The sequence below is a fragment of the Shimia sediminis genome, from assembly GCF_003990645.1.
Lineage (GTDB): Bacteria > Pseudomonadota > Alphaproteobacteria > Rhodobacterales > Rhodobacteraceae > Shimia > Shimia sediminis.
On the sequence record NZ_RYZK01000002.1, the window covers coordinates 24,317 to 43,777 of the forward strand.

The following is a 19,461-nucleotide window of genomic DNA, read 5'->3' on the forward strand; positions in this document are numbered from 1 at the left end:
CAAACTCCCTCTATCTACTGCTAAGCCAGTTAATGCCCTTAGTTAACCCAATGGCCCCTTTCGCCCCTCACAGACGCGTTCTTGTCCTTGGCTCCAACAGCCGTATTGGGCGTTTGCTTGCACGCGTCTGGGGCAACGGGACCCATTATGGGGTGTTGCCCCATTGGCAGCACCGCCCATTGCAGGCCTCCTTCCCAGCCGAGCCGAACGTGAATACGACTGAGATCAGTCTTTTGAACAACGAGATGAAGCTCGCGAGCCTTGCTAGTGGGATGGACGCAATGTTGGTTCTGGCTGGGGTCACCCCTTCTAGCAAGACGTCGAATCCAGACTACAAGTTGAATGTCATTTTGGCACAGGCGGCTTTGTCGGCCGCAGTTCGGGCGAACGTGAAAAGGGTGTTCTTAATCTCTACGGCGGCGGTTTACGGCACTGGATCCGGATGGATTGAGTCTATGCTTACGCGGCCGAGTAGTTCTTATGGGACCTCTAAACTTGCGATGGAGCAAATGGCCAAAGCCTATGAAGGCGTAACAGTCTTGCGTTTAGGGAACGTGGCCGGAGCAGACCAACTGCTGGGGCCTGGACGACGAGACGTGATCCTCGATGTTTTTGCAGACGGCCGGAGCCCGAAACGCAGTTACATTGGCCCAACTGCGATGGGACGCGTCCTTGCTGAACTGATTTGCAGTCGCGATCCATTACCAAACTGCATCAACGTGGCAGCGCCGGAACCTGTGGATATGGCAGAGCTTCTGAAAGCCGCGGATATCCGGTTCTCAACCCGTCCAGCGCCACCCGACCTTCCTGCATCTCTCACACTGGACACAAGCTTGCTTCAAAGCCTTACATCCCTTCACGCCAAGGATGCACATCCGCAGAACATTGTCTCTGACTGGCTAAGTATTACAGGAGGGCGCCCCCTGTGAGCGCGTTTGCCAAGCGATTGTTTGACATCTTTGTTGCGTTGTCGCTCGGAGTCATTCTGATGCCAGTGGTGATCGCTTTTGCACTCCTAATCGCCATCTCTGATGGCCCCCCGGTGTTCTATGTTAGCGAACGCATGCGCACGCCCGACCGCTCTTTTCGCCTTTGGAAACTGCGCACTATGCGTACAGACCTTCAAGATAGCGGTGTCACAGGTGGAGACAAAGCGGACCGCATCACGCCGATTGGCCACATTCTGCGAAAACTTCGGCTGGACGAGATCCCACAGCTTTGGAACGTACTACGTGGAGACATGAGCCTAGTGGGCCCGCGGCCTCCGTTGCCCCACTATGTGGAACGCTACCCAAAAATCTATGGCCCCGTCTTGCAAAGCCGCCCGGGTGTCACTGGATTGGCCACGTTGGTTTTCCACCGACATGAAGAACGCCTATTGTCGCACTGCAAGACGCCACAGGAAACCGAAGAAACCTATGTACGCGTTTGTATTCCACGCAAAGCGCGACTGGATCAGATCTACGCAAACAATCGCAGCCTAAGGCTTGACATTTGGATCCTATGGCAGACCCTGCGCAAAATACTGCCTTGCTGACAAATGCAAACACACGCCCGCAAAAAACGTATCAACCGAGTTGGAACCAGCATTCTAAGCGTTAAGGTTCACGCGCAAAATGTAACGGTTAGATTGCTGGGCGAGAAGTGAGAAACAAATTCATGAGCTACGCAAGATGAGCACACGAAAAGGAATTATTCTGGCCGGAGGGTCAGGCACTCGGCTCTATCCAGTAACAGTTGGTGTCTCTAAACAACTTCTCCCGATATATGACAAACCGATGATTTATTATCCGCTGAGCGTGCTGATGCTGACCGGCATTCGGGAAATCGCCATAATAACCACTCCGGGTGATCAGGAACAATTCAAGCGCACTCTGGGGGATGGTAGCCAGTGGGGCCTATCGCTGACGTACATTGTTCAACCATCCCCAGATGGGCTCGCGCAGGCCTATTTGCTGGCAGAGCAGTTCTTGGCAGGTGCCCCTTCTGCCATGGTTTTGGGTGACAACATTTTTTTTGGCCATGGGTTACCACAGGAGCTGGCGATTGCGGACGCAAACACCAATGGTGGTACAGTGTTTGGCTATCGTGTCAGCGACCCAGAGCGCTATGGGGTAGTGGACTTTGACGCAGACGGGACGGTTCGGGCGATCATCGAAAAACCTGAAGTCGCTCCTTCTCCATTTGCAGTTGCCGGTCTTTACTTTCTCGATGAGACGGCCTCGGAACGTGCAAAAGCTGTGAACCGGTCTGCACGCGGAGAACTTGAGATCACTACATTGTTAGAGATGTATCTTGCTGAAGAAACCCTGAGTGTTCGAAACTTGGGGCGTGGCTATGCGTGGCTGGACACCGGGACGCATGCGAGTTTGCTCGACGCTGGAAACTTTGTACGCACGCTTTCTGAACGTCAGGGAATGCAAGTCGGAAGCCCGGATGAAATTGCCTATGCTCAGGGCTGGATCAATGCAAGCCAACTGCATGCTCGGGCATCGGCATTGTCTAAGAACTCGTATGGCCAATATTTGCTGGGGTTATTGAAAGGTTAGACTTGGCACGGAGTAAAGGAACTCTGGCGCTAAGATCGGTCGAAATTAATTTCGATTGTATCTTCACGCCAACGTACGCCACCTAAGGTGTCAAATACGTTAGGCGACCAAGTAGCTCGGCCGCATTTTTGACCTCGAAACGCTTTAACAACCTCGCGCGCACGTCTTCAATCGTTCTGGGCGACAGGTCCAGTTCCCGGGCAATCTCTTTGCTTGTCAAACCACGCCCAAGCCCCCCGACAACCTGCCGCTCGCGACGAGTAAGCGCCAGTGGTGGGGTCTCAGAAATTATCGCAAAGGTCATTACCAACTGCGCCAAAGGATCGTCCGGTGTCAAAGATTGGGCTCTAAATCTGCACCACAAGGGGCTGCCGTCACGGCGCCGCATCATACGTTCATCAGTATAGAGGTTGTTTTTCTGCAAAGGCACCAGCCCAATATCGCGAACCCTCTCAAACTCGTCGGCTGACCCATAGAGCACGCGAAAAGACTGCCCTATGAGAGCATTTCGTTCGTACCCTAGGATTTGTGCAAAGGCGGCGTTACAGGCCTTAATAACCCTGTGCTCCGTCAGTACAATTCCGACGGGCGCGTACTCATATGCGAGATGATCCAGATCCACAGTTATGCTCTCCCAACACCGTACTCCTACGGTGTTGATACCGTACCATGCAATGCCGCATGATCACTATACTCAAAGACAGCGCGTCGTCGCTGCCAGTTTGACCACCGTAACCCGCCAATGCACTTGCGCTCCTGCATATGCTTAGCCCTGCCGATCAAAGTGACAACCACTAGATGCCAGAGACAACTACCAAAAACCTCTCAAGTCTGATCAAACGAATCGATGCCCTGCGCGATGATCTTGTGGCGCTCACCCAGGATCTCATTCGCATCCCCACGCTGAACCCTCCGGGCGATTGCTATCGGGACATCTGTGACTATTTGGATGCCCGGCTTTCGGCCCATGGATTTGAAACACAACTGGTCCGCGCCATTGGTGCGCCCGGGGACAGCGAAAAATACCCACGCTGGAACATTGTCGCTCGTAAGGAAGGGCGCCGCCCCGGCGAATGCGTGCACTTTAACTCGCACACCGATGTGGTGGAAGTTGGCGCTGGCTGGACCTTTGATCCCTTTGGCGGCGAAGTGTCCGATGGCAAGATCTATGGCCGTGGCGCATGCGATATGAAAGGTGGGCTGGCCGCATCAATCATCGCCGCCGAAGCCTTTATCCAGGAGTTTCCCGATTTCGCCGGTGCCATTGAGATATCCGGAACAGCTGATGAAGAATCCGGCGGCTATGGTGGTGTGGCGTATCTGGCGGAGAAGGGTTTTTTTGCTCCGGAACGTGTTCAGCATGTGATCATCCCGGAACCATTGCAAAAGGATCGAATTTGCTTGGGGCACCGAGGAGGTTGGTGGGCCGAGATTGAAACGTTTGGCGAAATCGCCCATGGTGCCATGCCCTTTCTCGGAGATTGCGCAGTGCGCCACATGGGAGCAGTTTTGGACAAGTTCGAAACAGATCTGTTCCCCGCGATGGCTGCACGCACAACGGACATGCCTGTTGTCCCCGAAGGCGCTCGCTCTTCAACAATGAACATCAACTCGATTCATGGCGGCCAACCCGAACAGGCCGAAGACTACACCGGACTGCCTGCGCACTGTGTGCCCGACAGCTGTCGCATCATGATCGACCGCCGCTACTTGGCAGAGGAAACCCATGCCGGTGTCTCTGGAGAAATTGAGGCAATTCTAAAGGACTTGGAAACCAACCGAGAAAACTTCCGATTTGATATCCGAGAAGTGAACCACGTTGCGCCGTCCATGACAGACAAGGCCGCGCCGGTCGTATCCACCGTGGATCGTTCAATCACCGAAATCCTTGGAAAATCACCCGAGTACGTTGCGTCGCCAGGAACCTACGACCAAAAACATATTGATCGTATCGGCAAGCTGAAGAACTGTATCGCCTATGGGCCAGGTCTTCTTGAGCTGGCACATAAGCCGGACGAGTACATTGGCATTGATGACATGCTGGATAGTGCAAAGGTTATGGCTCACAGCCTTGCGCAGCTATTGCTACCAACAGACAATGACTGAGCTTTAGGAATATCAAGGGAGGAACTAATATGAGCTTTCTATCTGGGAAACTGGCCATGGCCAGCGCCATTGCCCTCTGCGCAGGGTTCGGGGCAGCGCAAGCCGCGCAGGACGACATCACTGTCGCCATGCAACTTGAACCGCCGCACCTCGATCCAACCAGCGCAGCAGCGCAGGCAATTGACTCGGTGGTCTACATCAACATCTTCGAAGGCCTGACCCGCTTTATGGATGACGGCTCCATTGCACCCGCGTTGGCCAAAAGCTGGGACATCTCCGAGGACGGCCTGACCTATACCTTCCACCTGAATTCCGGGGTGAACTTCCATGACGGCTCTGCCATGGATGCAGAAGACGTTAAGTTCAGTCTTGATCGTGCCCGCGCCGAAGACAGCGCCAATGCGCAAAAGGCGCTGTTTGGATCTATTGCCAGCGTCGACGTTGTGGATGCGGCAACCGTCAAGGTCACACTCAGCGAACCGAACGGGAACTTTCTCTTCAACATGGCCTGGGGCGACGCTGTGATCGTTGCACCGGAAAGCATTGAAAACATCAAAACCAATCCGGTTGGCACGGGCCCATACAAGTTCTCGAATTGGGTGCAGGGCGACAAGATCGAACTGGTGGCAAGTGACAGCTATTGGGGTGCAGCGCCTGCAATCAAGTCAGCCACCTTTAAATTCATCTCGGACCCCACAGCCGCTTTTGGCGCAGTAATGGCCGAGGACGTGGATGTCTTTACCGGCTACCCGGCCCCGGAAAACGTGCCACAGTTTGAGGCTGATCCGCGCTTTCAGGTGCTGAATGTCGCCACCGAGGGTGAAACCATTCTGTCGACCAACAACAAGATGGCGCCGCTCGACAACGTCAAAGTGCGCAAAGCCATTGCTCACGCAATCGATCGTCAAGCCATCATCGACGGTGCCATGTTCGGCATGGGCACCCCCATTGGCACCCACTTTGCGCCACACCACCCCGACTATGTCGACCTGACTGGCAATTCGAAATATGATCCGGAAATGGCCAAACAGCTGTTGGCCGAAGCGGGTTTTCCAGACGGGTTCACCACCACACTGAAATTGCCTCCCCCCTCATACGCCCGTCGCGGAGGCGAGATCATCGCCGCACAGCTGCGCGCCGTAGGGATCGAAACCGAGACCTCGAACCTGGAGTGGGCGCAATGGTTGGAACAGGTGTTTCGTGGCAAAGATTATGGCCTGACCATCGTCAGTCACACCGAACCTTTTGACATCGGCATCTATGCCCGGCCTGATTACTACTTCCAGTATGACAATCCGGCCTTCCAGGAGCTTTATGCAGAACTGAATCGCACCACGGACCCAGCCAAGCGGTCCGAGATGTCGGCCACCCTGCAAACAATGATCTCCGAGGATTACGTCAACGGCTATCTTTTCCAGCTGTCCACACCGACCATTGCCAAGGCCGGGGTACAGGGCCTTTGGAAGAACGCGCCGACCGCTGCAGTCGATTTGCCCGCGATGAGCTGGGCTGACTGAGGCTGCCCAAAAATCAGGGAGTCCCACTTGCGGGGCTCCTGACCTAATTGAACGGATGGGTTGATGGCTACAGAGTTTTTCCCGGCAGGTATGCGTCCGAGCCGCGTAGCGCCCGAAAACTACTTCACCGGCTGTGTTCGGATGGACCCGGTGATCGACAGCCATCCGCCCTCCCGCGTGAATGCGTTGCGAGTGACGTTCGAGCCGGGCGCGCGTACCGCCTGGCACACCCACCCGCTGGGGCAAACGCTGCATGTTCTCTCTGGTGTTGGACTTTATGGGGTACGTGGTGAGCGCCCGCGGGTCATGCGCGCAGGAGACACAGTCTGGATTGAGCCTGGGGTGGAGCATTGGCACGGTGCCGCGCCAAATGTTGCGATGGAGCACCTTGCCATTCAGGAAGCCCTCGATGGATCGGCGGCGGACTGGCTAGAGCACGTCACAGACCAAGATTACCTAGCACCCCCGGCCTGACCAACCATGCTGCGATACGCCCTTAAACGCCTTTTGTCGCTTGCCATCAGCCTCGTAGTCGCTTCGCTGGTGATCTTCGCAGTGATCGAAGTAGCTCCTGGTGATCCGGCATCCTTTATGCTGGGCATCAATGCACAACCAGACACGGTCGCTGCCCTCCGGTCCGAATTGGGTTTGGATGTTTCCAAGGCTGAAAGATATCTGAACTGGATCGGCGGCATGGTGCGGGGTGATTTTGGAACCTCGTACACCTACCGCACACCGGTGGGTCAGATGATTGCCGACCGTATGTGGGTTTCGTTGCCTCTGGCACTCTATGCTTTGGCGCTGTCCACAATTATTGCCTTTCCTGCGGGCATCTATGCCGCTGCGCGCCGGGGAAAACCCGGAGACATGGCAGTCATGGGCGCAACCCAGCTGGGCGTCGCTGTGCCTAACTTTTGGTTCGCCATGATGCTCGTATTGGTCTTTGCTATCAATCTGCGTTGGTTTTCTGCAGGAGGCTTCCCGGGTTGGGACGAAGGTTTTTGGCTGGCATTGAAATCTCTCACACTGCCAGCCATCGCTCTGGCTCTGCCACAATCTGCTATCCTTGCACGGGTCATGCGCTCGTCCCTGTTGGATATCCTTGGCGAGGACTTTATGCGATCTGCCCGTGCCAAAGGCCTCTCTCGGCGCCAGGCCTTATGGCGCCACGGGCTCAGGAATGCACTTATCCCGGTGCTCACCATCATTGGCATGCAGTTCGCCTTTTTACTTGCGGGCGGTATCATCATTGAACAGGTGTTCTTCCTACCTGGACTTGGCCGCCTGATCTTTCAGGCCATCTCGGCCCGCGATCTTATCGTGGTGGAAAGCGTGGTCATGTTGCTGGTCTTTGCCGTGATCCTTGTGAATTTCATTGTCGATCTCGCCTATGCCGCCGTTGATCCCCGCCTGAGGGCACGTACATGATCCGCTCTCGCAATCTCTTTATCGGTGGCCTGTTGTGCATGATCGTGCTCGTTGCAGCTTTCGTCAGCTTCTTCTGGACGCCTTACGACATCACAACGATGGACATCCCCAACAAGCTAAAAACGCCGAACGCCCAGAATTGGTTCGGAACAGATCATTTCGGGAGAGATATCTTTTCGATGATCATGATCGGGGCCCGAACATCTTTGGCCGTGGCCATTGTCGCTGTGGGCATTGGCATGGGCGTGGGCGTGCCACTCGGTCTTTGGGCAGCCGCCAAGAAAGGTGGCTGGGCAGATGAGATAATCATGCGCGGCAATGATTTGGTCTTTGCTTTCCCAAGCCTCGTCATTGCCATCCTGATTACGGCCATCATGGGTGCTGGCGCCATCAATGCCATTATTGCCATCGGAATTTTCAACATACCCGTCTTTGCCCGCCTAACGCGATCGGGCGCACTGTCGCTTTGGGAGCGCGAATTCATCCTTGCTGCGCGCGTTGCGGGCAAAAGTAAAATCCGCATCAGTTTTGAGCACATCCTGCCCAACGTCGCGAACCTTTTGATCGTTCAAGGCACGATCCAATTCTCGCTTGGCATCCTTGCCGAGGCGGGTCTCTCGTATGTTGGCCTTGGCGCCCAGCCGCCAACACCTTCCTGGGGCCGCATGTTGGCAGATGCTCAGACCATGGTCAGCTTTGCGCCCCACCTCGCACTTGTTCCCGGGCTCGCCATTGTATTTGCCGTCCTTGGGTTGAACCTGATGGGAGACGGCCTGCGAGATATGCTTGACCCGAAAATTCGCGTGGTGCGGTCATGACCTTGCTCAGAATTGAAGACCTGTCCTTGTCGATCGGCCCGCACAAAATCCTCAAGAACGTCTCATTTTCCATTGCCCCTGGTGAAATCGTCGCCGTCACTGGCGAAAGCGGCTCAGGAAAATCCATGACGGCCCTTGCCACGATGCAGCTGTTGCCCGAAAGCGCCGAAACCAAAGGTGCCATCCTTTTGGGCGATCTCGATCTGCTTGCACAAACAGAACCTCAGCTTTGTGCCATGCGGGGTAAGGATATGGGCATGGTCTTTCAGGAGCCGATGACCGCGCTTAACCCGGTGAAAACCATCGGGGACCAGGTGATGGAAACTATCCAGATCCACACCACAATGACGCGTGCCCAAGCGGAAGAGCAAGCCCGAGAAATGCTTACACGCGTCGGTCTTCCCACTGATCGTTTTCCATTGTCACGCTATCCTCACGAGCTCAGTGGCGGTCAACGCCAGAGGGTTGTTATCGCTATGGCAATCGCACTGCGCCCGCGTCTTTTGATTGCCGACGAGCCCACAACCGCGCTCGATGTCACCACCCAAGCCCAGATCCTCGACCTTCTCAAAGAGCTGGTGGTCGAATTTGGTATGGGATTGATGATGATCACGCATGACCTTGCTGTAGTGTCAGAGATGGCGGACCGCATCGTAGTCATGCGCCACGGTGAGATTGTCGAACAGGGCAAAACCCGTGCGCTCTTTGAAGAAATGAAACACCCCTACACCCGTGCTCTGTTCGAAGCTTCTGGCCACCAAGTCAATCTGCCCGAACGCGCGGAAGTCCCCGAACCAATCCTGGAGGTCAGGAACGCGGTAAGGGATTATGTCCTGCCCCGCACCCAACTTTTCGCGCCACGGCAATATCATCGCGCAGTCAATGAAATCTCGTTCACGATCCATCATGGTGAGCGGGTGGGACTGGTTGGTGAATCCGGCTGCGGTAAATCAACACTTACACGCGCCATTCTTGGACTTGAACCTCTTCAATCGGGGTCGATAACTGCATTTGGGCAAGAGGTTGGGCCAGGCCAAAATCCAGCCCTGCGTTCAGGTCTCCAAGTGGTGTTCCAAGATCCTTACGGCAGCTTCAATCCCCGCCACAAGGTCGCGAGGATCATCACAGAACCATTTCACCTGATGCCCGACCCGCCCACCGGAGAGGCCCGCGATAGGGCCATTGCAGAAGCGCTGGTGGCAGTCGGGCTTCAACCTTCTGATGCGGGCAAATACATCCATGAGTTTTCCGGAGGACAACGCCAACGCATTGCCATCGCCCGAGCCCTGATCATCCGACCTGAGCTGATTATCTTTGACGAGGCTGTCTCAGCACTCGATGTTTCGATCCGCGCCCAGATCCTTGATCTGATTGCTGACCTCAGCCGCTCGCACAATCTGTCATATCTTTTCATTTCGCACGATCTTTCGGTCGTGCGCACCGTCACCGATCGTGTCCTGGTGATGAAGGCGGGGGAAATTGTCGAGCAGGGTGAAACCCAAGAGGTCTTTTCCAACCCGCAGCATAGCTACACACAGACGCTGATAAATGCTGCCCCCGTTCTACCCATTGTCGGCCAAGGGGCAGCATGACTGTACACCTTTCTCAAATCCGGGCCGAAGACCAGCCTTGCTTCGTGGCGCATCTCGACACCTACCTTGACGAGGTCGCACCAGATATTGCGCTGTCTGCCGAACTGATCGCCGATCGGGCGCTATGTCTGCCAGACCATGAAAGCCACTGGATTGTGCACGACAAGTCCAGGGTGGGCTTTACAGTGGTCCAAGAAACCCCGCCCGGACAGTTGACCTTGCGCGAGTTTACCATCTTTGCACCCCTTCGACGCAAAGGCATTGGACGGCAGGCTGTGACGGCCTTGTTCAAGGACCGCCCCGGAACATGGTCTCTCGGCATTTCCGCTGCCAGCACACACGCGGCGGGCTTTTGGCAATCGGTCCTCAGGGCCATTCCCAATGTGTCCGTGTTGCAGGAACACGCGCCCGACCTGCCAAACCAATCTACAAAGTTAACATTCTCAATTGCTGGAGACATCGATGCTGCCTGACCTCTGGTTTGATCCCTCCCTCTGCCTGATCGGCGGCCAATGGGTGCCGCCCGCTACCGGAGACACTCTGGATCTGACAAACCCCTCAGACGGAACCTCGCTCACCGCAATCGCTCGTGGCACCTCGGCTGACATTGATGCCGCGGTTGCTTCGGCCCAGTCGGCGCGAATGGGCGAATGGGGGCGGACAACTGCTGTCGAGCGTGGGCGCATTCTGACACGCATGGGGCAATTGGTGTTGGAACACATCGACACTCTGGCTTTGCTCGAAGCATTGGATGTGGGCAAGCCCCTGACCCAAGCCCGAAACGACGTGATCGCACTCGCCCGCTATTGCGAGTTTTACGGAGGCGCCGCTGACAAGATTCACGGCGAGACGATCCCTTATCTCGATGGTTACACGGTCTACACTCTGCGCGAGCCCTACGGCGTGACCGGCCATATCGTGCCCTGGAACTATCCCATGCAGATTATTGGCCGCTCGGTTGGGGCGGCGCTCGCCATGGGGAACGCCTGTGTGTTGAAACCAGCCGAAGAAGCCTGCCTCACCGCGCTGGCCTTTGCCGATCTGGCGCAAAAGGCTGGGCTGCCTGCCGGGGCGCTCAACGTGGTGCCTGGTCTTGGAGCCGAGGCAGGCGCCGCACTGGCTGAACATCCCGGCATCCAGCATATTTCATTCACGGGGTCCGTTGCGACGGGTAGCTTGATACAGTCGGCCGCTGCAAAAAACGTCGTTCCAGTGACGCTGGAACTGGGCGGCAAGTCTCCGCAACTGGTCTTTTCCGACGCGGATCTCGACGCCGCCCTGCCGTTCCTGGTAAATGCTGGCATCCAAAATGCAGGTCAGACATGCTCGGCCTCATCCCGTATCCTTGTGCAGCGCCCGGTCTACGACGAAGTCCGCGCTCGCATGTCGGCCTCCTATGGCAATCTGCGCGCTGCACCGGCGACAGAGAACTTGGAACTTGGCCCCCTGATTTCCACGCGGCAACAAGCCATCGTGCAAAGCTTTATCGACAAAGGCAGCGACCTTGAAACCGCTGCCACAGGTAAGATTGTCTCAAATGCGCCAGCCAACGGGGCTTATGTTGCGCCCACACTTTTTGCCGATGTGCCTGCCAACCACACACTGGCTCAGGACGAGATTTTCGGTCCCGTGCAGGTGTTGATCCCTTTCGATACCGAGGAAGAAGCCCTAAGCATTGCCAATGGCACGGACTATGGTCTTGTTGCCAGCGTCTGGTCGCGCGACGGTGCCCGCCAGATGCGTCTGGCGCGCGCCTTGCGTTCGGGACAGGTTTTCCTCAACAACTATGGCGCCGGTGGCGGCGTCGAATTGCCCTTTGGCGGCACCGGCAAATCCGGTCATGGCCGCGAAAAGGGGTTCGAAGCCCTATTGCACTTCTCCCAGCTTAAAACCGTTGCCGCCTTGCACGGCTAACGCCCGGCCAATCACTTTTTCTTCCCCGAAAGCGTCCGCCAACGTCACCGACAACACCTCAGACGGAACGCAACAAATAAGAAAGACACCCCATGCGTCTTGCAAACAAAACAGCAATCATTACCGGCGGCGCCCAAGGCTTTGGTGCCGGGATCGTCGACAAATTCCTGGCAGAAGGCGCCTTGGTTCTTGTAGCTGACATCAACGCCGAAGCAGCACAAACAAAGGCATCGGAACATGCGAACGCGACCCCATGTGCCGTGAACGTCGCCGATGGCAACAGCGTACAGGCCATGGTCAATTACGCGCTTGGGCAATGGGGTCACGTTGACATATTGGTCAACAACGCAGGCGTCACGCACTTGCCTGAAGCGATGGAGACAATCAGCGAAGATGATTTCGACCGGGTCCTGGACGTCAACTGCAAGTCCATCTTTCTGCTGTCCCGCGCCCTTGTTCCGCATATGAAAGAACGTAGATCAGGCGCAATCTTGAATGTCTCTTCCACCGCGGGCCTTTCGCCCCGGCCCAACCTCAGCTGGTACAATGCGTCCAAAGGCTGGGTGAACACCGCCACCAAATCCATGGCAGTGGAACTTGCCCCCCATGGTATCCGCGTCAACGCCATCAATCCGGTAGCCGGTGAAACGCCCTTGCTCAAAAGCTTTATGGGCGAAGATACCCCCGAAGTTCGCGCCAAGTTTCTGTCCACGATCCCTTTGGGGCGCTTCTCGCAGCCCGAAGACATGGGCAACGCTGCTGCTTTCCTGTGTTCGGACGAGGCCAGCATGATCACCGGCGTGCTTATGGAAGTCGACGGAGGGCGCTGCATTTAGGCTGGTCGTTCCAAACGCGGATCAAGCGCAACCGCGATACAAAACAGAGAACAAAACCTGTCTTCTGTCATCTATCCTTCGAACAGCTGGGATTTATTGCTTCTCAGTTGATCCCGGCCTTTCAGGTCCCCCAGCAAAACAATACTGGCTGCTGTCAGGTTGTGCCGGTGCACGTTAAGTCCAAAGTCCAATTTCGGCTGGCGATATGCAGGGCTGAACGTCTCTATTCCCAAATAGCAATCTCCCACTAACATGACACACCGGTCGCCCCGCCTTCATTGATTCGATGAAGGCCTGGCGCCCCTCGCACGAATGCATGAGGTCCTAATGCCCATCGAACATGCCCCATTCAGCCAGGCCGAGTATGATCGGCGAATCGTCAAAACCCGTAAGGCTATGGAACTCCAGGGGCTCGAGTTGCTTTTTGTCGCCGATCCATCAAACCAGGCATGGCTCACCGGGTACGATGGCTGGTCATTTTATGTGCACCAAGGCGTCCTGCTCGGGTTGGAAGGAGAGCCGATCTGGTGGGGACGGCAGATGGACGCCATAGGTGGCCGACGAACCTGCTGGATGACCGCGGAAAATGTCATTGGCTACACGGACAATTTCGTGCAGTCGACCGAACGCCACCCCATGCAGGATCTCGCGCAACATATTCGTTCACTCGGCTACGAAAGTGCGCGTATCGGCGTGGAAATGGAGAACTATTATTATTCGGCCAAAGCTCATTCCGTTCTGTGCGAGGAGCTGCCGAATGCAAGCGTTGGAGATGCAACCGCACTGGTAAACTGGCAACGCCTGATCAAGTCGGACGAAGAAATCTCGTTTATCCGCAGGGCTGCCCGAATTTCAGATAAGGTGATCCGAACCGCTATTGACCGTGCTGCGCCCGGAGTTCGCAAAAACGACCTGGTGGCAGATATTTTTCATGCAGGGATAACCGGAGTTGACGACGATTGGGGGGATTATCCGGCGATTGTCCCATTGACCCCGTCGGGGCTCGATGCCACGGCGGCCCACCTCACGTGGAATGGGGCGCCGATGAAAGCTGGGGAAGCAACATTTTTTGAACTCTCAGGCTGTTATCGCCGTTACCATGCGCCGCTTTGCCGGACCGTTTACCTTGGCACACCTCCACAAGAGATGCGAAACGCGGAACAGGCGCAAATTGAGGGCATCAGTGCCGGCCTGAACGCGGCGCGCGCGGGCAACCTGACCAGTGATATTGTCGAGGCGTTCATGTCGGTTCTGGCGAAGCACGGCATCCATCGCGAAGGACGCATGGGATATCCGGTGGGACTTAGCTATCCGCCGGATTGGGGGGAGCGCACGGCATCACTCCGCAGTGAGGACAAAACAGTTCTCGAACCCGGAATGGTGTTTCACTTCATGCCTGCGCTGTGGATGGACAGCTGGGGGTTGGAGACTACCGAGACCATTGTCATCACCGAAGACGGTCCGGCAGAAGCCCTCAGTAAAGTCGAGCGGAAGTTGTTTGTGAAGGATTGACTGTGCCGCCCTTAGAGCAAACCAAAGCCCTGCTGCAAAAGCTGGTCAGCTTTCCCACAGTGTCGTCAAACAGCAATCTGGACATGATCGCATTCCTGTCCGAGCAGTTGCAAGCCTGCGGGGCCAAGGTGGAAATCTGGCATGATGAAACTGGATCCAAGGCCAACCTATTCGCCACATTTGGACCCATGCGCGACGGCGGCATCGTTTTATCGGGTCATTGCGACGTTGTGCCGGTCACGGATCAGGACTGGTCCAGCGATCCGTTCATATTTGAGGAACGGGATGGCAAATGGTATGGGCGCGGCACCTGCGACATGAAGGGGTTCATTGCCGCAGTGATGGCCATGGCGCCACATTACGCGGCCTTGGACCTTCAACGCCCGCTACATTTCGCCTTTACCTATGACGAAGAGATCGGCTGCTTCGGGGCTCAGGCACTGGCTGGGATGCTGCAGTCCAAGGGCTTGAAACCTACAATCGCGATTATCGGAGAGCCAACCTCGATGCAGGTTATTGAGGGGCATAAGGGTTGCTATGAATACACCACTCATTTCACCGGGCTCGAGGGGCACGGAAGCGGCCCCGACCGAGGTGTAAACGCCGTGGAATATGCGGTACGGTATGTCGGTAAGCTTTTGGAGCTAAAGGCAAACCTGCGGGGCCGCGCCCCTGTCAATAGTCGCTTTGATCCGCCATGGACAACTATCAACACAGGTGCTTTGGTCGGGGGCGTCGCACACAATGTGATCCCGGGCAAGGCCCGAGTGGAATGGGAAATGCGCCCTGTGCAGAAAGAAGATGCTGACTACGTCAAGGACGCTTTGCATCTATATTGTGCGGACGAGTTGATGCCAGCAATGCAGGCTGTGCACCCAGAAGCAGGGATCGAGACCGAGGTGATTGGCGAAGTCGACGGGCTGGAGCCGATGGATGACAATGAAGCCCGCGACCTTGTGATGGCACTGACCGGGGCCAATGGCGCGGAGGTTGTGCCCTTTGGCACCGAGGCTGGAATCTTTCAAACACTGGGCATGAGCGTCGTGGTCTGCGGCCCCGGGTCCATTGAGCAGGCGCACAAGCCAGACGAATATGTGTCCATAGAACAAATGGCGCAATGTCTTGAAATGCTAGAAAAACTTTCAACCAAGCTGGTGTGACACCGGGCAAGGAATGAGGTAACTCCGTGAAGTTGAAACACCCCAACCACTCTGCTCCGAATGACGCGGCAACCCGGCGGGATATTGCTCCGGTGATCTGCTATCCACCTGAATCCCTGCCGCCGGTTGATGTGGCGGGATTGCGCACAGTCAGGGCACAGGCGACTAAGTCAGGGGAGGTACTGGTACAGCCCCGGGATGCAGGGTGCATCGAGGTTCCGGCAGGTGCTTTCTTTCGTATTTCATCAGTTGAAGGCGCGCAGGTAGGCGACCTAAACCTATGGAATCTCAGAGATTTAGACGAAAAGTTCTATTCGGGGAAAACGCGGGCCCTGCATGGAACACACTTGTCGACGGGGGATCGGATGTGGTCGTCGTTTCCACACATGCGGGCCATGGCGACGATCATTGACGATACGTTGGATTGGTATGGGTTCGATGCCTTTGGCGGCTCGGTGCATGACGTCATTGGCACGCGCTGTGATCCCTATACCGGGCGGCTGCTGTCTGGAGACAACTATCACTACTGTTGCCACTCGAATCTGACCCGTGCGCTGGCCGGGCACACCGGTCTGCCGCTGCATGAGGCAGAGCGCTATGTACATGATGTTCTTAATGTTTTCATGTGCACAGGCTTTGCCCGCGACACCGGTCAATACTTTATGAAGGCCAGCCCGGTACGGCCTGGCGACTATCTGGAATTCCACGCCGAAATCGACCTTCTGGTGGGGCTTTCGGCCTGTCCGGGTGGGGATTGCTCGGCAGAACACTCGTCGGATGAGGCGGCATGCTACCCCCTGCTGGTCGAAGTGTTTGATCCCGGCGAAACAGCACGCGCGGCGCATGAAATACCCGCCCCGAGCGCCTATGACCGAAGCCACGGCAAAGACTGAAAAACCGCATCTGTATCAAGTCGGTATTACGTCGGTATTACGTCGGTATTTGCACCGAAAGTGCCGAAACCACGTTTTATGAACGTGCCACGCAAAAGACTCCCCACATCACTCAGAATGTGACAGCGTGGCGGAAATCTGACCGGGTGACGCCCGAAACCATCAAGGAGGCCGCCAATGGCACAGGCCATGAAGAACCCACACCGCGGCGGCGACAGGCTCGCCTCCAATGCGCCGTATCCGTCTACCGACGAGACACGCGTGGCCTCTCTTTTGAAACAATGCCCTTCGACCGGGGAAACCCCTTTGACCGTGACCGAGGGATTAGCGCCAGTGGCAGCCTTGTGGGTCAAGGACGAGCGGGCGCGAATGAACCTTGGCTCGTTCAAGGCGCTCGGCGCTGCCTATGTAATCGCACGTCAGGCAGTTGACGCGGCGGGCCATGCACCGGGACGGGGTAGCTTGGCAGGGCACACATATGTGACGGCCAGTGCCGGAAATCATGGGATGAGTGTCGCGGCAGGGGCGCGGGCATTCGGCGCTGAGGCGGTGATTTACATTGCCGAAACTGTGCCGGAAAGCTTTGCAGACCGGTTGCGTGCGCAAGGCGCGCGGGTGGTACGCGAAGGCGCCGACTATGCGGCGTCAATGGCAGCAGCCTTGGCAGCGGCCGAGGCCGAGGGCTGGACATTGCTATCGGACAGTTCGTGGGATGGTTACACCGAAGCGCCATATACCTTGATGGAAGGTTACTTGCAGATGGCGGACGAAGCCGTGCGCCAGTGTCCGGAAGTGCCCACACATGTATTCCTGCAAGCCGGGGTTGGCGGGCTGGCCGGTGCGGTGGCAGCCTATGTGCGCAAACGCTGGGGTGACGATCCAACCATTGTCGTGGTGGAACCCGACGCAGCCCCTGCCCTGATGCAAAGTGTCATCGAGGGCAAGGCGGTCTATGCCGATGGTCCCGACAGCATCATGGGGCGGCTCGACTGCAAGGAACCGTCGTTGATCGCTCTCAATGGCCTGGCACGGGATGCAGATTACTTTGTGACCGTGAGCGATGACGAGGTGGCCATGCATCTGCCAGCCATGGCAGCGGCAGGTTTGGAGACAACAGCCTCGGGTGGGGCTGGTATTGCGGCAGTGATGTCAGGCGAGGTGCGTGAGGCTGTTGCCGTGACCGAGACGTCGCGCGTGTTGTGTTTCCTGTCGGAGGCCCCTGAATGAGGGGGTTTGCGCGAAGCGAGTTCGAAGCCCGTTGCGCGCGGGCGCAAGGCCTGATGGCCGAGGCAGGTCTGGCCGCCCTGATGCTGACAACGGAACCGGAGGTGCGCTATTTCACCGGCTATCTGACCCGTTTCTGGGAGAGTCCGACACGCCCCTGGTTCCTGGTCGTTCCGGCGAGTGGCAAGCCGATCGCGGTGATCCCCTCGATCGGCGCAGCGCTGATGGGGGAAACCTGGATCGACGACATTCGATGCTGGAGCGCGCCGGACTTGGCAGACGATGGCGTGAGCCTCTTGGCAGAGACCTTGCGCGAGGTTGTCCCCGTGGGCGCCAAGGTTGGGTTGCCGGATGGACATGAAACGCAGTTGCGGATGCCGTTGGCCGATCTGGAACGTCTGCGGCAGGCAATCGGGCCGCGAGAGATTTGTGGCGACAGCGGGTTGATCCGGGCCATACGGATGGTGAAGAGCGCGGCAGAGGTGGACAAGATTGAAACGGCCTGTGCCATCGCCGGACGCAGCTATGCGCGCGTGCCGGAGATTGCGGCAGAGGGTGTGCCTCTGGAGCGGATTTTTCGCCAGTTTCAAATCCTGTGCCTCGAAGAAGGTGCAGACTGGGTGCCCTATCTGGCCGGAGGTGCCGGTCAGGGGGGGTACGCGGATGTCATATCACCCGCAACGCCGACGCCCTTGGCGGCGGGGGATGTCTTGATGCTGGACACTGGGTTAGTGCATGACGGCTATTTCTGCGACTACGACCGGAATTGGTCTGTCAGCACCCCCAGCAAAGAAGCCGCCGACGCCCATGGGCAATTGATCGACGCCACGGACGCAGGCGCCGAGGCCGCACGTCCCGGGGCCACGGCCTCAGATGTGTTTCACGCGATGAACAAGGTGCTGAAAGCAGGTGGTGAAGGCACTGATGCGGGGCGTCTGGGGCACGGACTGGGCATGTCGTTGACCGAGTGGCCTTCGTTGATCGCAACGGATCACACGGTGCTGGAGCCGGGCATGGTTCTGACGCTGGAACCCGGAATCGCCACAAAGGGAGCGGACGGGCGGATCGTGGTGCATGAGGAGAACATCCTGATCACCGAAGGCGCACCACGCTTCCTGTCGCCGCGCTATGGCCGGGAGATGATCGTGCTATGACAACTCTGCCCTATACGCTGGACCAAGACGACCCCGCGATCCCGCCCATCGGGTTGGTGGCCTTGCAGACCGATGAAACCATCGAACCGGAGTTTTCCCGTTACTTTCGGGATTATGAGGGGCCGCTGTATGTGACCCGCGTGCCGAGTGGCGAGGATGTCACGACAGAAACGCTCGCGGCGATGGAGGCCAACCTGCCGGCCGCAGCCGCATTGCTGCCTGCCGCGCGCGCCTTTCGCGTTGTCGGTTACGGCTGCACCTCGGGCAGTTCGGTGATCGGGTCTGAGACCGTGGAAGCCATGGTGAAACGTACTTGTAATACGGAACATGTGACCGATCCGTTGCGCGCGACGGTGGCCTGTGCCGGGGCGCGTGGCGTCTCACGTTTCGCGCTGTTGTCGCCCTATATCGAAGAGGTCAACGCAACGTTGCGCGCGGCCTTCGCCCGGCAGGGGGTCTCGATGGAAGTGTTCGGAACCTTTGGCGTCCGGGAAGAGGCCAAGGTGGTGCGACTCTCACAGGCTTCGATCATCGAAGCGGCCGTGACCCTGGGACGTGATTCTGCCGTCGAAGCGGTTTTTCTGAGCTGCACGAATCTGCGCACGATCGACGCCCTGCACGAGATTGAGAAAGAAATCGGCAAACCTGTGATGTCCAGCAATCAGGCTTTGGCATGGCATATGCGCCGATTCGTTGAACAAAATCAGGAAAGAACCTTTTGATTTCATACAATTGCGACAAGGGGTGGAATCAAAGGG

General features: G+C 57.0%; 19 protein-coding genes. 18 read left to right on the plus strand and 1 reads right to left on the minus strand.

Features of this window, described 5'->3' with window-relative positions:
* Positions 1–50 precede the first annotated feature (50 nt).
* The 3 genes from EK369_RS04695 to rfbA all read left to right on the plus strand — a co-directional run bounded on the left by EK369_RS04695 (position 51) and on the right by rfbA (position 2,549).
* Positions 51–929, plus strand: a complete 879-nt coding sequence (locus tag EK369_RS04695) for an NAD-dependent epimerase/dehydratase family protein (RefSeq protein ID WP_164726872.1) — start codon at positions 51–53, stop codon at positions 927–929.
* Positions 926–1,537, plus strand: a complete 612-nt coding sequence (locus EK369_RS04700; RefSeq protein ID WP_127112551.1) for a sugar transferase — start codon at positions 926–928, stop codon at positions 1,535–1,537. The genes EK369_RS04695 and EK369_RS04700 overlap by 4 nt, the downstream gene beginning before the upstream one ends.
* Before the next feature lie 136 nt (positions 1,538–1,673).
* Positions 1,674–2,549 carry a glucose-1-phosphate thymidylyltransferase RfbA gene (gene rfbA / locus EK369_RS04705; protein ID WP_127112552.1) on the plus strand — a complete coding sequence of 292 codons (876 nt, stop codon included), beginning with the start codon at positions 1,674–1,676 and terminating at the stop codon, positions 2,547–2,549.
* Positions 2,550–2,631: 82 nt separating this feature from the next.
* On the opposite strand, the gene EK369_RS04710 is transcribed toward rfbA, so the two are convergent.
* The gene (locus tag EK369_RS04710) at positions 2,632–3,171 is read right to left on the minus strand and encodes a PAS and helix-turn-helix domain-containing protein (RefSeq protein ID WP_235871345.1); all 540 of its coding nucleotides are present in this window, start codon (positions 3,169–3,171) and stop codon (positions 2,632–2,634) included.
* A 176-nt stretch (positions 3,172–3,347) separates the two neighbouring features.
* Between EK369_RS04710 and EK369_RS04715 the strand changes: the two genes are divergently transcribed.
* The 15 genes from EK369_RS04715 (at position 3,348) to EK369_RS04785 (ending at position 19,425) form a co-directional block, all read left to right on the plus strand.
* On the plus strand, positions 3,348–4,655 hold the full coding sequence (locus EK369_RS04715) for an acetylornithine deacetylase/succinyl-diaminopimelate desuccinylase family protein (protein WP_127112554.1): 1,308 nt from the start codon (positions 3,348–3,350) through the stop codon (positions 4,653–4,655).
* A 29-nt stretch (positions 4,656–4,684) separates the two neighbouring features.
* Positions 4,685–6,172: an ABC transporter substrate-binding protein gene (locus EK369_RS04720; protein WP_127112555.1), complete on the plus strand. Its 1,488-nt coding sequence runs from the start codon at positions 4,685–4,687 to the stop codon at positions 6,170–6,172.
* A gap of 63 nt (positions 6,173–6,235) precedes the next feature.
* Positions 6,236–6,646: a (R)-mandelonitrile lyase gene (locus tag EK369_RS04725; protein WP_127112556.1), complete on the plus strand. Its 411-nt coding sequence runs from the start codon at positions 6,236–6,238 to the stop codon at positions 6,644–6,646.
* 6 nt (positions 6,647–6,652) lie between these two features.
* Positions 6,653–7,600, plus strand: a complete 948-nt coding sequence (locus EK369_RS04730) for an ABC transporter permease (protein ID WP_127112557.1) — start codon at positions 6,653–6,655, stop codon at positions 7,598–7,600.
* Positions 7,597–8,418 carry an ABC transporter permease gene (locus EK369_RS04735; protein WP_127112558.1) on the plus strand — a complete coding sequence of 274 codons (822 nt, stop codon included), beginning with the start codon at positions 7,597–7,599 and terminating at the stop codon, positions 8,416–8,418. Before EK369_RS04730 ends, EK369_RS04735 begins: the two co-directional genes overlap by 4 nt.
* Entirely contained in the window at positions 8,415–10,010 is a 1,596-nt protein-coding gene (locus EK369_RS04740) for an ABC transporter ATP-binding protein (RefSeq protein ID WP_127112559.1), read from the plus strand. Before EK369_RS04735 ends, EK369_RS04740 begins: the two co-directional genes overlap by 4 nt.
* Positions 10,007–10,483 carry a hypothetical protein gene (locus tag EK369_RS04745; RefSeq protein ID WP_127112560.1) on the plus strand — a complete coding sequence of 159 codons (477 nt, stop codon included), beginning with the start codon at positions 10,007–10,009 and terminating at the stop codon, positions 10,481–10,483. Before EK369_RS04740 ends, EK369_RS04745 begins: the two co-directional genes overlap by 4 nt.
* Entirely contained in the window at positions 10,473–11,924 is a 1,452-nt protein-coding gene (locus EK369_RS04750) for an aldehyde dehydrogenase family protein (protein ID WP_127112561.1), read from the plus strand. Before EK369_RS04745 ends, EK369_RS04750 begins: the two co-directional genes overlap by 11 nt.
* A 92-nt stretch (positions 11,925–12,016) precedes the next feature.
* Positions 12,017–12,760: an SDR family oxidoreductase gene (locus EK369_RS04755; RefSeq protein ID WP_127112562.1), complete on the plus strand. Its 744-nt coding sequence runs from the start codon at positions 12,017–12,019 to the stop codon at positions 12,758–12,760.
* A gap of 327 nt (positions 12,761–13,087) precedes the next feature.
* Positions 13,088–14,272: a M24 family metallopeptidase gene (locus EK369_RS04760; RefSeq protein WP_127112563.1), complete on the plus strand. Its 1,185-nt coding sequence runs from the start codon at positions 13,088–13,090 to the stop codon at positions 14,270–14,272.
* A 2-nt stretch (positions 14,273–14,274) separates the two neighbouring features.
* A complete protein-coding gene (argE, locus tag EK369_RS04765) occupies positions 14,275–15,432 on the plus strand; it encodes an acetylornithine deacetylase (RefSeq protein WP_127112564.1) in 1,158 nt (385 codons plus the stop codon).
* 26 nt (positions 15,433–15,458) lie between these two features.
* Positions 15,459–16,325, plus strand: a complete 867-nt coding sequence (locus EK369_RS04770) for an urea carboxylase-associated family protein (protein ID WP_127112565.1) — start codon at positions 15,459–15,461, stop codon at positions 16,323–16,325.
* A gap of 177 nt (positions 16,326–16,502) precedes the next feature.
* A complete protein-coding gene (locus EK369_RS04775; RefSeq protein WP_127112566.1) occupies positions 16,503–17,552 on the plus strand; it encodes a pyridoxal-phosphate dependent enzyme in 1,050 nt (349 codons plus the stop codon).
* Positions 17,549–18,703, plus strand: a complete 1,155-nt coding sequence (locus tag EK369_RS04780) for a M24 family metallopeptidase (RefSeq protein ID WP_127112567.1) — start codon at positions 17,549–17,551, stop codon at positions 18,701–18,703. The genes EK369_RS04775 and EK369_RS04780 overlap by 4 nt, the downstream gene beginning before the upstream one ends.
* Positions 18,700–19,425, plus strand: coding sequence for a maleate cis-trans isomerase family protein (locus tag EK369_RS04785; RefSeq protein ID WP_127112568.1), 726 nt, complete (start codon positions 18,700–18,702; stop codon positions 19,423–19,425). The genes EK369_RS04780 and EK369_RS04785 overlap by 4 nt, the downstream gene beginning before the upstream one ends.
* Positions 19,426–19,461: the final 36 nt, after the last annotated feature.

Excerpts from the sequence above, each read along its gene's own strand:
- EK369_RS04760 (WP_127112563.1), top strand. The coding sequence starts at position 13,088 with ATGCCCATCGAACATGCCCCATTCAGCCAGGCCGAGTATGATCGGCGA.
- EK369_RS04750 (WP_127112561.1), top strand. The coding sequence starts at position 10,473 with ATGCTGCCTGACCTCTGGTTTGATCCCTCCCTCTGCCTGATCGGCGGC.
- EK369_RS04745 (WP_127112560.1), top strand. The coding sequence starts at position 10,007 with ATGACTGTACACCTTTCTCAAATCCGGGCCGAAGACCAGCCTTGCTTC.
- EK369_RS04755 (WP_127112562.1), top strand. The coding sequence starts at position 12,017 with ATGCGTCTTGCAAACAAAACAGCAATCATTACCGGCGGCGCCCAAGGC.
- EK369_RS04740 (WP_127112559.1), top strand. The coding sequence starts at position 8,415 with ATGACCTTGCTCAGAATTGAAGACCTGTCCTTGTCGATCGGCCCGCAC.
- EK369_RS04775 (WP_127112566.1), top strand. The coding sequence starts at position 16,503 with ATGGCACAGGCCATGAAGAACCCACACCGCGGCGGCGACAGGCTCGCC.
- EK369_RS04785 (WP_127112568.1), top strand. The coding sequence starts at position 18,700 with ATGACAACTCTGCCCTATACGCTGGACCAAGACGACCCCGCGATCCCG.
- EK369_RS04695 (WP_164726872.1), top strand. The coding sequence starts at position 51 with ATGGCCCCTTTCGCCCCTCACAGACGCGTTCTTGTCCTTGGCTCCAAC.
- EK369_RS04720 (WP_127112555.1), top strand. The coding sequence starts at position 4,685 with ATGAGCTTTCTATCTGGGAAACTGGCCATGGCCAGCGCCATTGCCCTC.
- EK369_RS04725 (WP_127112556.1), top strand. The coding sequence starts at position 6,236 with ATGGCTACAGAGTTTTTCCCGGCAGGTATGCGTCCGAGCCGCGTAGCG.
- EK369_RS04715 (WP_127112554.1), top strand. The coding sequence starts at position 3,348 with ATGCCAGAGACAACTACCAAAAACCTCTCAAGTCTGATCAAACGAATC.
- rfbA (WP_127112552.1), top strand. The coding sequence starts at position 1,674 with ATGAGCACACGAAAAGGAATTATTCTGGCCGGAGGGTCAGGCACTCGG.
- EK369_RS04730 (WP_127112557.1), top strand. The coding sequence starts at position 6,653 with ATGCTGCGATACGCCCTTAAACGCCTTTTGTCGCTTGCCATCAGCCTC.
- EK369_RS04780 (WP_127112567.1), top strand. The coding sequence starts at position 17,549 with ATGAGGGGGTTTGCGCGAAGCGAGTTCGAAGCCCGTTGCGCGCGGGCG.
- EK369_RS04735 (WP_127112558.1), top strand. The coding sequence starts at position 7,597 with ATGATCCGCTCTCGCAATCTCTTTATCGGTGGCCTGTTGTGCATGATC.